Annotated in this window: 13 protein-coding genes; 6 read left to right on the forward strand and 7 right to left on the reverse strand. The window is 60.5% G+C overall.

The features are described from left to right. The first annotated feature begins 75 nt into the window (after positions 1–75). Complete coding sequence (locus AS189_RS19390) at positions 76–774, forward strand: DUF805 domain-containing protein (RefSeq protein ID WP_160320822.1); 699 nt, start codon at positions 76–78, stop codon at positions 772–774. Positions 775–819: 45 nt separating this feature from the next. On the opposite strand, the gene AS189_RS10880 is transcribed toward AS189_RS19390, so the two are convergent. Next, the gene (locus AS189_RS10880) at positions 820–1,542 is read right to left on the reverse strand and encodes an IMPACT family protein (protein ID WP_237759820.1); all 723 of its coding nucleotides are present in this window, start codon (positions 1,540–1,542) and stop codon (positions 820–822) included. A 99-nt stretch (positions 1,543–1,641) separates the two neighbouring features. Between AS189_RS10880 and coaE the strand changes: the two genes are divergently transcribed. Beyond that, entirely contained in the window at positions 1,642–2,577 is a 936-nt protein-coding gene (gene coaE, locus AS189_RS10885) for a dephospho-CoA kinase (RefSeq protein WP_082634525.1), read from the forward strand. Positions 2,578–2,737: 160 nt separating this feature from the next. Then, entirely contained in the window at positions 2,738–4,033 is a 1,296-nt protein-coding gene (kynU, locus tag AS189_RS10890) for a kynureninase (protein ID WP_062288626.1), read from the forward strand. A gap of 146 nt (positions 4,034–4,179) precedes the next feature. On the opposite strand, the gene AS189_RS10895 is transcribed toward kynU, so the two are convergent. Beyond that, complete coding sequence (locus tag AS189_RS10895; protein ID WP_062288630.1) at positions 4,180–4,641, reverse strand: DUF4190 domain-containing protein; 462 nt, start codon at positions 4,639–4,641, stop codon at positions 4,180–4,182. Positions 4,642–4,801: 160 nt separating this feature from the next. Between AS189_RS10895 and uvrB the strand changes: the two genes are divergently transcribed. Further along, complete coding sequence (uvrB, locus tag AS189_RS10900) at positions 4,802–6,886, forward strand: excinuclease ABC subunit UvrB (RefSeq protein WP_062293456.1); 2,085 nt, start codon at positions 4,802–4,804, stop codon at positions 6,884–6,886. Positions 6,887–7,028: 142 nt separating this feature from the next. On the opposite strand, the gene AS189_RS10905 is transcribed toward uvrB, so the two are convergent. The 3 genes from AS189_RS10905 to AS189_RS10915 are packed head-to-tail and all read right to left on the reverse strand — an operon-like array spanning position 7,029 to position 11,444. Next, positions 7,029–8,342, reverse strand: a complete 1,314-nt coding sequence (locus tag AS189_RS10905) for an alpha/beta fold hydrolase (protein ID WP_062288634.1) — start codon at positions 8,340–8,342, stop codon at positions 7,029–7,031. Further along, entirely contained in the window at positions 8,339–8,881 is a 543-nt protein-coding gene (locus AS189_RS10910) for a GNAT family N-acetyltransferase (RefSeq protein WP_062288637.1), read from the reverse strand. The genes AS189_RS10905 and AS189_RS10910 overlap by 4 nt, the downstream gene beginning before the upstream one ends. A 22-nt stretch (positions 8,882–8,903) precedes the next feature. Next, a complete protein-coding gene (locus AS189_RS10915; RefSeq protein ID WP_062293465.1) occupies positions 8,904–11,444 on the reverse strand; it encodes a DEAD/DEAH box helicase in 2,541 nt (846 codons plus the stop codon). Between the two features lie 44 nt (positions 11,445–11,488). Between AS189_RS10915 and AS189_RS10920 the strand changes: the two genes are divergently transcribed. After that, positions 11,489–12,379, forward strand: a complete 891-nt coding sequence (locus tag AS189_RS10920; RefSeq protein ID WP_062288640.1) for a trans-aconitate 2-methyltransferase — start codon at positions 11,489–11,491, stop codon at positions 12,377–12,379. Further along, positions 12,376–13,074 (forward strand): PIG-L deacetylase family protein, encoded by a 699-nt coding sequence (locus tag AS189_RS10925; RefSeq protein WP_062288643.1) that lies wholly within the window; start codon positions 12,376–12,378, stop codon positions 13,072–13,074. Before AS189_RS10920 ends, AS189_RS10925 begins: the two co-directional genes overlap by 4 nt. A 21-nt stretch (positions 13,075–13,095) precedes the next feature. On the opposite strand, the gene AS189_RS21005 is transcribed toward AS189_RS10925, so the two are convergent. Both AS189_RS21005 and AS189_RS10930 read right to left on the reverse strand, forming a co-directional pair. Then, complete coding sequence (locus AS189_RS21005; RefSeq protein WP_272946722.1) at positions 13,096–13,443, reverse strand: FAD-dependent oxidoreductase; 348 nt, start codon at positions 13,441–13,443, stop codon at positions 13,096–13,098. After that, positions 13,437–14,222, reverse strand: coding sequence for an FAD-dependent oxidoreductase (locus AS189_RS10930; RefSeq protein ID WP_272946723.1), 786 nt, complete (start codon positions 14,220–14,222; stop codon positions 13,437–13,439). Before AS189_RS10930 ends, AS189_RS21005 begins: the two co-directional genes overlap by 7 nt. Between the last annotated feature and the right edge of the window lie 25 nt (positions 14,223–14,247).

A 14,247-nucleotide genomic window follows, 5' to 3' on the forward strand; every position in this document is an offset into this window, starting at 1 on the left:
CCAAGGGTTTCCAAGGGGACAGCCCGTAAGGGGAGCTGATTGCTGAGAACTTTGTCAGTGAGCAAAGATATGATCATGACACCACACGTACACATATTGGGGGAGCTGCACATGCCAACAAACTATCCGGGAGGGGACCAGAGTAATCCCGGTCCCTACACCCCGCCGCCTGCTGGGCATGTAACCCCCGGCTATTTCAGCCCGGCAACGCCACCGCCGTCACACGATGTCCCGCGCCCGTATGTGGCTCCTGGCCAGCAGCAGCCACAGGTCCAGCGACAAGCAGCGCCGCCGCAGGCTCCGGCGTATGCGGCACAGCCGGTTGTTCAGGCGCAATATATTCCCGTGCCGCAACATGGGCAGTACACAGGGCTGGTCGGTGCCGTTAAGAGCTACTTCAAGCAATATGCCACCTTTAGTGGCCGTTCCACACGCAGTGAGTTTTGGTGGATGCAGTTGATCTTGTGGGGATTGCTCCTTATGGTCAGCATCTTCGGAACAGGAAGTAACGGAGGTGTTGCTGGATTCCTGGGCGGACTGATGATGTTCATCTATGTACTCTTCGTGTTGGGCACCGTGGTGCCAACCCTCGCGCTTTTCGTTCGGCGGCTTCATGACGCCAATATGAGCGGTGGTTTTCTTGCGCTGGCCCTGATTCCTTATGCGGGCGCTCTGATTATCTGCATTTTGGCGGCGCTGCCGAGCAACCCGCGAGGTGTCAGGTATGAGAAGTTTCCGCCTAACCGGCCGCAGGGCAGCTACCCGCTGCGGTAGGGGAACCCTTGAAAGGAGCTGCTTATCAGGCGCGGGATCAGTGAATTAGCCGAGGTTCGTGTCAACCCAGTCTGTACCGGCCGCCATGAGTGTGCACCGGCCAGCGGTGAGTGAAGCGAGCCGTTCCACCGCATCGATAATGACCTGCTCATCGTCGGACATGGCCAGCCCAAGGTGAGTATCGGCGCCGTCGTACGTATTGCCTGTCATAACATAGCCAGCGCTGCGCAGATCATTCTCAAGGCGCCCGGCCTCGGCGTGGGGCACGGCCACAGTGAACAGTTTCAGCCGTTCCCTGCGTGCCAGCGGGACCAGCTCCAGAGCCGTACTGACTGATTCGGAGTAGGCCCGCACCAGCCCTCCGGCGCCGAGTAGTATGCCACCAAAGTAGCGCACGACGACGGCGCACACGTCGCTGAGATCGGCGGCACCTTGTGCGGCGATGCCGTTGCTGGACGGCGGGTGGATCTCACGTTTGATGAGCGCATCCAACATTGGAGTACCGGCGGTACCGGAGGGTTCCCCGTCGTCATTGGAGCGTTGGATGCTTCGGTCTGCGCCGATGACAAAGGCGGAGCAGTGGTGCCTGGCATCGTAGAATTCCTTGCGCAATTCTGTTATCAGTTCGCGGGCGGAGGATTCCTGCTCCACGCGCCGTAACACCGTGATGAATCGTGAGCGTTTGATGGATATTTCATGCCGAAAGTCGGGGCCGGATGCCAGTGTTGTATAGCTATTGGGTCCGGAGGAGGCCAGAGGGAGTGTCACCTCCTGATCCTATCCAACGCAGCGGTGTCACCTTCATTTGCCTATGCGGTGCTGTGTCCACTAAAGCTTTCCTACGGCACGCTGGATAGTATGGGGGGCATGCTTTCACTTGGTCTCACCGGCGGCATCGCGGCCGGAAAATCGTTGCTCTCTGCCCGTTTTCGCGAGCTGGGAGCCGTTGTTATTGATGCCGACCAGCTGGCCCGCGAGGTCGTGGCCCCTGGCACTGTCGGCCTGACCGCCGTCGTGGATCATTTTGGTTCGGAAATGTTGCTGCCTGATGGTTCTCTGAATCGCACCGCTCTGGGTGCCCGCGTCTTTTCCGATAAGGCGGAGCTTGCTGCGCTGAACGCCATCACTCACCCGTTGGTGCGTGCGGAGGCTGCTGCGCTGAAGTCTTGCGCCGGCCCGGGAGCCATCGTGGTCCAAGACATTCCGCTGCTGGTGGAGACCGGGCAAGGACCCAACTTTCACCTTGTTGTGGTGGCGCAGGCACCGCGGGAGATCCGGTTGGAGCGCATGATCCGTGACCGCGGTATGTCCCGGGAGGATGCGCTGGCGCGTATGTCCGCCCAGGCTAGCGACGAGGAGCGCGCGGCCGTGGCTGACGTGGTGATTGTCAACAACGGCACACGTGAAGACACGGTTGCGGCTTTGGACTCACTCTGGCATGGAAGGCTGCTGCCCTTTGCAGCGAATTTGGCGGCCGGCCGGGCGCACGACTCTGCTGGTGCAGGGTTTGGAGCTCTCAAGCCTCACGTGGAAGCTGAACTTGGCGCAGAAGCAGCCTCGAGAGCTAGGGCGCTTCTCCGCCTCCAGCATGCGGTGGGGGAGAGGGCCGTCATCGGCGCCTTGCAGCATGACGGTTTTGGCCCGGTGTTTCGCGTGGTACCTCTGGAAGGCATTTTGCCAGAGCTGATCCTTGGTGCGCTTGCCGGTGCAGGCTTCTTTCCGGTGTCGGATACCAGCGGTGGCGCCACGGTGCTGGCCTCGGCAGATCCGGGACAGGGCACAAGGATTATTTTCGCAGCCTAGAGCTGCTCAAAGATCAAGGTGGTCGCAGTCCTGAAGGCTGCTTGACTGCTGCCAATTCTTGTTGATGATAGAAACTGTCTTGTTCAAAGTAGATGTTTATTCTACGGTGTGGATACATCACGCCGCTCTGTCTTCATTGGCAGAATCCACAGGAGTAAAGATGACAGTGAATGGAACCGCAGCACGTACCGAACGCAAAGACTGCCTCGCCGCTGATGAGGCCGATTCTCTGGCCCTATTCAAGGGGCGGTTTATCTTGCCACCGGGAGTCATCTACCTTGACGGCAATTCCTTGGGTCCGCGCCCCGCCGGTGCCCTGGAGCGAGTTCAAGAAGTGGTCACCGAAGAATGGGGTGTTGGCCTCATTCGCAGTTGGAACACAGCCGGTTGGTTTGATCTCCCAGGACGGTTGGGAGAGAAATTGGCTCAGCTTATGGGTGGCGGCAAGGGGCAGGCCGTAGTTACTGACACAACCAGCCTGAACCTCTTCAAGGCACTTGCCTCGGCCATCCGCATTCAGCAGGTGGACCACCCTGAAAAGCGTGTCATTGTGACCGAACGCGACAATTTCCCCTCTGACGTCTACATTGCAGAAGGGATCATCGACTTCTTGAACTCCATGAGCCAGGAAGCAGGTGTCCGCTACGAAGTACGGCTAATTGACGATGACTTGCCCCTGAGCGTGGCCCTCGATGGGTCGACGGCGGTCATTGCACTTTCCCACGTCAACTACAGAACGGGGGCCATGTGGGACATGGCAGAGGTGAGTGCCCAAGCCCACGCCGTCGGTGCATTGGTGATCTGGGATCTGGCACATGCCGCCGGGGCCGTCCCTCTTGACCTTGTCGGGGCGGACGCTGACTACGCTGTGGGATGTACGTATAAGTACCTCAACGGAGGGCCGGGTTCACCAGCATTCATTTGGGTCAACGCCCGGCATCAGAAGCGTTTTTGGCAACCGTTGGCTGGCTGGTGGTCGCATGCTAATCCCTTCGCCATGGCGGATTCCTATACGCCCGCTGCTGACATCAATCGTTTTCTCTGTGGCACTCAGCCGATCACGGCGATGGCCATGGTGGAAACGGGACTCGACATCATGCTCGATGTCGATGGGGATGCCCTCCGCGCCAAATCCTTGGCGATGACTGACTTGTTCATCGCGCTCGTAGAACAGCGTTGCGGCGATCATCCGCTGGAACTGATGACGCCACGGGATCACGCGCGTAGGGGAAGCCATGTGAGTTTCCGCCACCCAGAGGGTTACGCGGTGATGAGTGCGCTCATCGACCGAGGAGTAATTGGAGATTACCGGGAGCCGGAGGTCTTGCGCTTTGGCATAACACCGCTGTACCTAAGTTATGCAGATATTTGGGACGCGGTGGAAATCCTGCGCGATATTCTCGATACCCGCTCGTGGGATGCCCCCGAATTCAAGCGGCGCAACGCCGTCACCTAATTCGCAGCGGCTCAGGGTGGCTAGGGCGCGGTCTCTGGGCGGAAGCTCCATTAAAGCAGTGTGGCCCGCACCAAAGGGTGCGGGCCACACTGGTTCCGGCGTGTCCCCCCTATGGGGCGGAACGGTCGGTCAAGTCAAATATTTAGTTAAGGGGTAACGCTAGGGCAGGCCAGCTGCTGGCCATTGATCGTGACGAATTCGGCGCCATCCTGGCAGGCTTGAGCGACCTCATTTGCCAAATTGACGAAGTAAACAGAGATCAGGATGCCGCCAATAATGCTCAGCACAATAAACACGGCGCTGATGATGATGGCCGCCAGTGCCAAGGTGTTCTTGTAACCGGCCTTCTTGGACTTCGACTTGGCAACGAGACCCAAGATCAAGCCCACCAGGCTGAATCCGACGAACGGCAAGATGATGGCAATGATCGACATGGTCTTGCCGGGGTCAACGGCAGGGGCACCGTACTGACCAGGCTGCTGACCATAAGGAGCCGGTGCTTGCTGAGTGTACGGCGCGCCGGACTTTTCGCCGGACGGCTGTTGGCCGTAGGGTGCGGGGGCCTGGCTGGGCTGACCGTATGGGTTTTCCGGGGTGTTGGAAGACATATTTTCCTCTCAAAGGAACATTTGGGTGTCAAAGTGATGATTTTCTATTCCATTTTTGCATGCATGCACCTTAATCCATCGTATGTGTCATGGGGAGTTGTCCCCATCGGCGGTCTCAGATAGTGTGCGGGTTGCCGTCAAGCGGGGTAGCGTTAACGCCATGAGTCTTGCGCAGGAAATCAACCGTGTTGTGGCCCCCTTCGAAGTGATCAGTGAGTTCAAGCCAGCTGGCGACCAGCCGGCAGCTATTAAGGAACTCACCGAGCGCATCAACAACGGTGAGAAGGACGTGGTCCTCTTGGGTGCCACGGGAACGGGTAAATCAGCCACCACGGCGTGGCTGATTGAACAGGTACAGCGGCCCACACTGGTGCTTGTGCAAAACAAGACCCTTGCTGCACAGCTTGCCAACGAGTTCCGTGAGCTATTGCCCAACAACGCCGTCGAGTATTTCGTCTCCTACTACGATTACTACCAGCCCGAGGCCTACGTGCCCCAGTCGGATACCTTCATTGAAAAGGACTCTTCCGTCAATGAGGAAGTGGAACGGTTGCGCCACTCAGCAACCAATGCGCTACTGACGCGGCGCGACGTCATCGTGGTGGCCACTGTCTCCTGCATCTACGGTTTGGGCACGCCCGAAGAGTACGTTGCGGGCATGGTTACCTTGACGCGCGGTGACCAAATGAACCGCGATGACCTGCTACGCAAGTTTGTCAGCATGCAGTACACCCGCAATGACATTGACTTCCACCGCGGCACCTTCCGCGTGCGCGGTGACACCGTGGAGATCATTCCCATGTATGAAGAGCAGGCCATCCGGGTTGAGTTCTTCGGTGACGAGATTGAAAATATCTACACGCTCCACCCTTTGACGGGGGAGATCATCCGTGAAGAAAACGAAATGTACGTCTTCCCGGCGTCGCACTATGTTGCCGGACCAGAGCGAATGTCCCGTGCGGTGAAACAAATTGAGGACGAGCTCGCAGCCCGGACCACGGAACTTGAAAGCCAAAACAAGCTCCTCGAGGCCCAGCGCCTACGCATGCGCACCACCTATGACCTGGAAATGATGGAGCAGATGGGCTTCTGCAACGGCATTGAAAATTACTCCAGGCACATTGACGGCCGCGACAAAGGCAGCGCCCCACACTGTCTCATTGACTACTTCCCGGACGATTTCCTGTTGGTCATTGACGAATCCCATGTGACAGTTCCGCAGATTGGCGCCATGTATGAGGGTGATATGTCCCGCAAGCGCACCCTTGTTGACCACGGCTTCCGCCTGCCCTCAGCCATGGATAACAGGCCCCTTAAATGGGATGAGTTCTTGGAGCGCATCGGCCAAACTGTTTACCTTTCGGCAACCCCCGGCAAGTACGAGCTTGGCGTCTCAGATGGCTACGTCCAGCAGATCATCCGCCCCACAGGCCTGATCGATCCCGAGATCATCGTTAAGCCTTCACAAGACCAGATCAATGATCTGCTCGGCGAGATTCGCAAACGCACGGCCAAGAATGAGCGCGTTCTCGTGACCACGCTGACCAAGCGCATGTCCGAGGACCTGACCGACTATCTTCTCGGCAACGGAATTAAAGTCCAGTACCTGCACTCCGACGTGGACACCCTGCGTCGCGTGGAATTGCTGCGCGAACTGCGCATGGGCGTCTTCGATGTCCTCGTGGGCATTAACCTGCTCCGTGAAGGCTTGGACCTGCCGGAAGTTTCCCTGGTCAGCATCCTCGACGCCGACAAGGAAGGCTTCCTGCGCTCCTCCACATCGCTGATTCAGACCATTGGCCGTGCCGCTCGAAACGTCTCGGGCGAGGTGCACATGTATGCGGATCGCATCACGGCATCCATGGCGTTCGCGATCGATGAGACCAATCGACGCCGGGAAATCCAGGTCAGCTATAACAAGAAGCACGGGATTGACCCGCAGCCGCTCCGCAAAAAGATTGCCGACATTACCGACCAATTGGCCCGTGAAGATGCCGACACCGCAGCCCTCCTGGAAGAAGCCCGCTTGAAGCGCGAAGGTGGCGGGAAAGCCGGCAAGAAGAAGGCATCCGGCGGCGCCACCTCCCGCCCAGCTGCCGAACTCATCGCGCTCATCGAAGAGCTCACAGCCCAGATGCACGGCGCCGCCGCGGACCTTCACTTCGAACTCGCCGCCCGCCTCCGCGACGAAGTGGGCGATCTGAAGAAGGAACTACGCCAAATGCGAGAAGCCGGCCACGCCTAAACGGCCAGCGGGCGGGGACGCGGCGCTCGGGGCAGGAGCCGGCTTTTTTTGTAGGCGACGTAAAGGAGACGCCTAAGGCCGCCCGCGGCCGTGGTGTCGGATAGTCGCCGGAAAAATGTCGGGCCTGCTCCCGCCCGCCTAGTTACGCTCGGACCATGCCTAGGAGCTTGGCGAAAATAGCCTCGCCGTCGTCGGCAATCCCGTCGTGGTGGAAGTCGGCGGTTTCCCATACATGGAGTCCGTTGACGGCTGCGGCCGTGGCGATAGAGATCTCGCGGTCCACGAAGATGTCGTCGCTGTAGACCGCGGCGGCCACGGGCACGGTGTTCTTGGCCAACTGGGCAACGTCATACAGCTGGCCCCAGCCCTCGGTGCGAACAGCCAACACCTCAGCGAGCTCCTGTAACGGAACCAGAGCGGGATCCTGCTCGAAGTACCAAGGGAAGACGGCTTCGCCGGTGAGTAGCGGTTCGGCAGCGTCTGGCCGGAAATCCGGGTTGTCGGCCAGTACGCGAGCGGCGGCCCAGTTGCTGGGGGAGTCCTGGACATAAATGGACTCATGCATCAGCGCGTAGAGCGGATTGGCTGCCCGGCTCACATAAGCCGAGACGGTGCTCAAGAACGTGTCCGAAAGCCGGACGCCGTCGAGCGTTGCTGTGAACGCATCCTCGAGCACAAAGTGGAGCGCATCAAAGCGAGTATTGCCGCCCAAGTAGCTGCCCAACATCTGAACGCGTTCGGGGGTGAGCCGCTCGCCAGTAGGCAGCAATTCCGTTACCTGCGCGGTGTGCGCCATGATCCGGGTGAACAGCTCGCGGTCCTCGGGATATTTGGCAAAGTACTCGGCATTGCGGGTCCGCAGCCGGCCAAACGTTGCCTGATAGACCTGATCCGCAGGGCCGGTCAGCGGGCCCAAGCCGCCGGTGATGAGTGCCTCGCGGACGCCCTTCGGTGCGAAGGACAGGTACGTCAACGCGCAGAAACCGCCATAGCTTTGACCGAAGATGCTCCACGGTTCAGAGCCCAGCGTGGCCCGGATGAGCTCGGCATCGGACACAATGTCGGTAGCGCGGAAATGCGACAGGTAATCTGCCTGAGCAGATACATCCCCGGCGAGCGGCAGGGTTTGGCGAGTGGCTGGCGTCGAAAGTCCTGTGCCGCGCTGATCAAGCATCAGCACGCGGAAGCGCTTGGTGGCCTCAGCGAGCCAGCCGTTCAGCCCCGCGGGGCGGTTGCCGCGGCCGCCCGGGCCGCCCTGCAGGAACAACAGCCAGGGCAACTGCTCGGCGTCAATGCGGGCATCGCTGAGTTCGCGGGCGAAAACCTCGATGGTTTGCCCTTGAGGCTGTGCATGATCTAGCGGAACGGTGAAGAAATAATCGCGCATGCGCACGCCTCGGGCGGTGTACGCCTCGGAGCTCGCCATCTCGGAGAGGACCGTGTATGAATCACTCATGACAGGGCGCCTGCGGTCTCGGCGCCAGCAACGGGTACAGCCGCGCTGGCACTCACAGAAGAACCAAAGTTCTCCAGTGCCGCGCCATCTAGGCGGAACACCGACCAGCCATCCATGGGCGCCGCGCCGAACGACTTATAGAACTTAATGGAGGGTTCATTCCAGTCCAGAACGCTCCACTCCACCCGCGCATAACCGCGCTCCACCGCAATCGTGGCCAGGTTTTGCAGCAGCAGCTTGCCGTATCCGCCGCCGCGCGCCTCGGGCCGCACATACAGGTCCTCGAGATGGATTCCGTGTGTGCCCTCCCACGTCGAGTAGTTCAGGAACCACAGGGCGAAACCCACAATGGGATCGCCGGCAACGGGGGAGTCCACCACGTGTGCAAACACCTGCGGATTCTCGCCAAACAGGCTGGCATGGAGCATCTCGGGCGTGTTTTTCACGGCGTCGGGCTCTTTTTCATAAACAGCCAGATCGTGGATCATGCCAAGGATTGCGGGGACATCGGCGGGCACGGCAGTGCGGAGCAAATTCATGCACTGAGCTTATCGTGCACCATTACATACGGCTGAATTCCTTGAAGAGTACGACGGCGGCACCCGCCTCATTCGATGCGTCAAGATCCACTGTGGCGGACATGAACCAATCGTGGTTACCTGCCGGGTCAACGATGGTTTGGCGCACCTCCCAGGTGGTGGTGGACGGGGCGATGTGCAACAGGGCCGGGCCGCGGGCGGCCGGGCCGGACTCAATGTATTCGTGTTCGTCCCAGTACTCATCCAGAGCATCGGCCCAGCGGTCGCCATCCCAGCCGTGATCGCCGTCGAGCTTCCCCAACGCCTCATAGTCATCATCGGCCGCGAGCTCCACACGGCGGAACAGCTCATTGCGGACCATGACCCGGAAGGCCCGGGCATTGTCGGTCAGGCGCGGAGGGGCAGGCGGCATGGCGGTTTCCTCCAGCGGAGTGTCGCTGGATTCGCCGTTGGTCATCTTCTCCCACTCATCCAGCAGGCTGGAGTCAACCTGGCGGACCAGTTCACCCAGCCACGAGATGATGTCCTCGAGGTCTTCACGCAGCGCATCCTGGGGAACTGTCTGACGCAGGGCTTTGTAGGCGTCGGTCAGGTAGCGCAGCACAATGCCCTCGGAGCGGGCCAAGGAGTAGTACTGGACGTATTCGCCGAAGTTCATGGCGCGCTCATACATGTCGCGGATGATGGACTTCGGGCTGAGCTCAAAGTCGCCCATCCACGGTGCGGCCTTGCGGTAGACCTCAAAGGCGTCCGTGAGGAGTTCCAGGAGTGGCATGGGGTACGTGACCTCGTCGAGGATCGCCATGCGCTCGTCGTACTCGATGCCCTGGGCCTTCATGTCCGTGATCTTCTCGGTGCGCTCCCGCTTGAGCTGGGCCGATAGGATCTGGCGCGGCTTTTCGAGGGTGGCCTCGATGACGGAGATGACGTCGAGGGCGTAGCTGGGTGACTCCGCATCCAGCAGGTCCAGGGCGGCCAGAGCGAAGGGGGAGAGTGGCTGGTTCAGGGCGAAGTTCATCTGCAAGTGCACCGTGAGACGCACCGTGCGGCCGTCATTTTCCAGCTCGTCCTCAGGGATGCGCTCCACGACGCCGGCGCCTAGGAGTTCTCGGTACATGCCAATGGCCTTGCGCATCAGCACCCGCTGCTTGGATGGTGACTCATGGTTATCCGTCAGCAGGGCCTTGGCAGCCTGGAAGGGATCGCCCGGGCGTTCCAGCAAGTTCAGCAGCATGGCGTGCGTGATGGTGAAGCTGGAGGTCAGTGGTTCCGGCACGGACTCGGCCAGGCGCGTAAACGTGGGCTCACCCCAGCTGACAAAGCCCTGTTGTGGCTTCTTCTTAACCACCTGGCGCAGCTTCTTCTGATCGTCACCAAACTTGGCAACGGCCTTCGCCATGGCCTTGGTGTTTTCAATGACGTGCTCGGGGGCCTGCACAATGACGGTTCCGGCCGTGTCATAACCGGCGCGGCCCGCGCGGCCCGCAATTTGTTGGAACTCACGCACCTGCAAAACGCGAGTGCGGACGCCGTCGTACTTGCTCAAAGCAGTCAGCAACACGGTGCGGATCGGCACATTGATGCCCACGCCCAGCGTGTCGGTGCCGCAGATGACCTTCATCAGGCCAGCCTGGGCCAGCTGTTCCACGAGGCGGCGGTACTTGGGCAGCATGCCTGCGTGGTGCACGCCAATACCGTGGCGGACCAAACGGTTCAGGGTCTTTCCGAAGCCTGCGGAGAAACGGAATCCGGCAATGAGCTCGGCGATCTTGTCCTTCTCCTCACGCGTGCACACGTTGATGCTCATGAGCGTCTGGGCGCGGTCAATAGCCTCGGCCTGGCTGAAGTGCACCACATAGACGGGGACCTGCTTGGTGGCGAGCAGTTCCTCGAGGGACTCATGCACCCCGGTCTGCACATAGTAGTAGTGCAGCGGGATGGGGCGCTCACCCGAGGACACCGTGGTGGTTTCCCGGTTGGTCAGCTCGGTGAGTTCTTTCTCAAAACGGCTGACATCGCCCAGCGTGGCGCTCATGAGCAGGAACTGCGACTGCGGCAGCTCCAGCAATGGCAGCTGCCACGCCCAGCCGCGCTGCGGGTCAGAGTAGTAGTGGAACTCGTCCATGATGACAACGCCCGCGTCGGCATCCTCACCCTCGCGCAGTGCAATGTTCGCCAGAATCTCCGCCGTGCAGCAGATAATCGGGGCGTCCTGGTTCACGGAGGAGTCACCGGTGATCATGCCCACGTTTTCGGCACCAAAGATCTCGCACAGGGCAAAGAACTTCTCGGAGACCAGTGCCTTGATGGGGGCCGTATAGTAGCTGGCGGCGCCGCGGGCCATGGCGTTGAAGTGCGCGGCAATGGCCACCATGGACTTACCCGAGCCCGTGGGAGTCGACAAAATCACGTTGTTGCCGCTGACCAGTTCCAGTGCGGCTTCTTCCTGAGCGGGGTACAGCTCCAACCCCCGGTCTAAGGTCCACTCCAAAAACGCGTCCAATACGTCGTCGTCGGAGGAGGTCTGCGGATTCAGGGTGGCAAGCTGTTCAAGAAGATTCATGGTCATCCCAGTTTAGGTGCACGCAGCTGTGGCAGGATAACGCCATGACGGATCAGCCATTTCTGTGGGAACCAGCTCAGTACCGTAAGTTCGGCGATTTCCGCGACAGGCCGTTCTTCGATCTCACCGCCCGCATTGGGGCTGTGGCGCCCGCGCGAGTGGTTGATCTTGGCTGCGGCCCGGGCAACCTGACGGCCACCTTGGCGCAGCGATGGCCGCAGGCATCCGTGCTGGGCCTGGACAGTTCGGCCGCCATGGTGGCGCAGGCGCGGGCGTTGATCCCCGCCGCTTCCACTGGGTCCAGGTCCACTGGGGCCGGTGCTTCCGCTGCGCCTACTCATTCGGCGGACGACGGCGGCACCCCCTCGGCTGCCAGCCCACACATCGCGCCGGGGCTCGCTTTTGTGCAAGGCGACATTGCCGCCTGGGTGCCCACATCCGATACTGATGTCATCGTCTCCAATGCTGCACTGCAGTGGATCCCGCAACACCGCGAACTCATGGCGGGCTGGTTGGCGGCCATGCACCCTGGCGCGTGGCTGGGAGTGCAGGTGCCAGGAAACTTTGGGGCGCCGTCGCACGTCTTGATGCGAGAACTGGCCGAAAGTCCCCGGTGGCGCAAGCAGCTTGGCGGGGTCCTGCGGCACGAAGACGCTGTGGCCGAACCTGCCCTCTATCAGGAGCTGTTCCTGAGCTGCGGGGCTAGGGTGGACGTGTGGGAGACAACGTACAGCCACCTACTGCAGGGCAAAAACCCGGTACTGGAGTGGGTTCGAGGTACGGCGCTGAGGCCCGTTTTAGGTGCGCTGTCTCTTAGCGAAGCAATGGCGTTCGAACATGAGTACGCGGCATTGCTGGCCAAGGCCTATCCCGCTGGCGAGTATGGCAGCAACTTTGAGTTTAGGCGGATTTTCATGGTGGGAGAGAAACAATGACGGTTCTTGAGCAGTTTCCACAGGACTGGCAGCGGGCCCTGGTTCTGGTAGCGCACCCAGATGACCCCGAATATGGAATGGGCGCTGCGGTGGCACAGTGGACGGCGGCGGGCAAAGAGGTCAGCTATGTGCTGGCCAGCCGTGGTGAGGCCGGGATTGCTGGCATGTCGCCGGGGGAGTCCGGCCCGCTGAGGTCCCTGGAACAGCAGAATGCTTGCGCCCGGGTGGGCGTCACGGATCTAGTATTTCTCGATCATCCGGACGGACGGATTGAGGAGGGCCTGGCATTGCGCCGAGACTTTGCACGGGAGATCCGCCGCGCCCGGCCAGAGGTGGTGCTGACCCTGAACCACCGGGATGAATGGGGTCCGGGCCAATGGAACTCCGCCGATCACAGGGCTGTGGGCCGCGCGGTGTTGGATGCTGTTGGGGACGCAGACAACGAATGGATCTTCCCGGAATTGCTCGACGAAGGCCTGTCCCGCCACAAGGTCCGCTGGGTTGCGATCAGTTCACCGCAGCCTACGCACACCCAAGCAGTGACGGCCATGAGCATTGACAAGGCCGTCGCTTCCTTGGCTGAACACCGCGAATACCTCCGCGCCCTCAGCGATGTACCGGTGGAGGAACAGGCACGGAAGCAAATAGAAATGGTGACTGCCGGCGGCGCCGTGGCGTTCGAAGTTTACGGCTGAGTCCGCTCGGAGGCCGAGTTTTCAGTGTTGGCGAGGCACCCGAAAGAGCTCAGGGGCGGCCACGCCATCAGCAAGATCGGCCAGAACCCTGCCAATGGCCGGCGTGAATTTGAAACCATGACCTGAGAAACCAGCGCCCACCACCACAGGGCCGAAGCGATCCAGGATAAAGTCGCCGGAATCGGTTGACGTGTAGGTGCAACTGATGGGTTCACACTGCTCGGCATCCAAGCCGGGGAACCACTCGCGCACGTAGCGGCGCAGCGCATCAAGTTGCGTGGCCTCCGCGGTGAAATCCCGCGCATCCGGATCCACCACGGGACCAACACCGTGCCAGCCGACTTTAATCCCTTCCCCCGGGGTCAGCATGCCGTAGGTCGGGCTGTACCAATAGTCATCGGCTGCGACACCCGGATCAGGATTGTGGTTAAAGCTTGGCCACTGCAGATCGTCGCTGACACCGTCGCTGAGCAGGCGGAAGTGGGCTGGCTGTTCCTGTGTGACCACCAGACGGGGAGCTCCACCAATCCAGTCAGTACCTTACGGGTCCAGGCCCCGGCCGTGACGATGACGCGTGGGGCCCGGTATTCCTCGGCCTCAGCGGCAACCGAGACTAAGTCCTGGCTCAAGACGGTGATATCGCGGACGGGCGTTGTGTAGTGGAAGGTTGCACCGCGGGATTCGGCTGCTTGCCGTAGAGCCTGCAGTGCCGTGGCGGCCCGGACCCTGCCGGCGTCCGGAACGTACAGCACCTCGCCGCGAAACCGCATGCCTTGCCAGCGTTCCGTTGCCTCTTGTTGGGAGAGGAAAAAACTCTCCAGGCCAAAGTTCTGCTGAGCAGCGTGGGTACGCTTGAGTGCTTGGATGTCACCGTGGTTGACCAGACCTACCAGGTCCAAGAGTTTCAGACCGGTCTCTTGCTCCAGTTCATCCCAAAGTCCACGGGCTTCGCGAACCAACTTCAGGTACACAGCATCTTGATAGGCCGTGTTGAAATTGCGGGTTTCACCGTGCGATGCACCCATCGTGTGACCCGCGGCAAACTGTTCCAGCACCACCACGGATTTACCTTGACGGGCAACGCTCAAAGCTGCGGCCGAACCCATGGCACCGGCGCCAATGACAATGACATCTGTCTGAATACTCATGATGACTACTTTAATGCCGGTGGCA

Origin of the sequence: Arthrobacter alpinus (assembly GCF_001445575.1) — a bacterium.
In the GTDB taxonomy this organism is placed as follows: Bacteria; Actinomycetota; Actinomycetes; order Actinomycetales; family Micrococcaceae; genus Specibacter; species Specibacter alpinus_C.

Excerpts from the sequence above, each read along its gene's own strand:
- AS189_RS10930 (WP_272946723.1), bottom strand. The coding sequence starts at position 14,222 with ATGAGTATTCAGACAGATGTCATTGTCATTGGCGCCGGTGCCATGGGT.
- AS189_RS10925 (WP_062288643.1), top strand. The coding sequence starts at position 12,376 with ATGACGGTTCTTGAGCAGTTTCCACAGGACTGGCAGCGGGCCCTGGTT.
- AS189_RS10910 (WP_062288637.1), bottom strand. The coding sequence starts at position 8,881 with ATGAATTTGCTCCGCACTGCCGTGCCCGCCGATGTCCCCGCAATCCTT.
- uvrB (WP_062293456.1), top strand. The coding sequence starts at position 4,802 with ATGAGTCTTGCGCAGGAAATCAACCGTGTTGTGGCCCCCTTCGAAGTG.
- AS189_RS10895 (WP_062288630.1), bottom strand. The coding sequence starts at position 4,641 with ATGTCTTCCAACACCCCGGAAAACCCATACGGTCAGCCCAGCCAGGCC.
- AS189_RS19390 (WP_160320822.1), top strand. The coding sequence starts at position 76 with ATGACACCACACGTACACATATTGGGGGAGCTGCACATGCCAACAAAC.
- AS189_RS10915 (WP_062293465.1), bottom strand. The coding sequence starts at position 11,444 with ATGAATCTTCTTGAACAGCTTGCCACCCTGAATCCGCAGACCTCCTCC.
- AS189_RS10905 (WP_062288634.1), bottom strand. The coding sequence starts at position 8,342 with ATGAGTGATTCATACACGGTCCTCTCCGAGATGGCGAGCTCCGAGGCG.
- coaE (WP_082634525.1), top strand. The coding sequence starts at position 1,642 with ATGCTTTCACTTGGTCTCACCGGCGGCATCGCGGCCGGAAAATCGTTG.
- AS189_RS21005 (WP_272946722.1), bottom strand. The coding sequence starts at position 13,443 with ATGCTGACCCCGGGGGAAGGGATTAAAGTCGGCTGGCACGGTGTTGGT.
- AS189_RS10920 (WP_062288640.1), top strand. The coding sequence starts at position 11,489 with ATGACGGATCAGCCATTTCTGTGGGAACCAGCTCAGTACCGTAAGTTC.
- kynU (WP_062288626.1), top strand. The coding sequence starts at position 2,738 with ATGACAGTGAATGGAACCGCAGCACGTACCGAACGCAAAGACTGCCTC.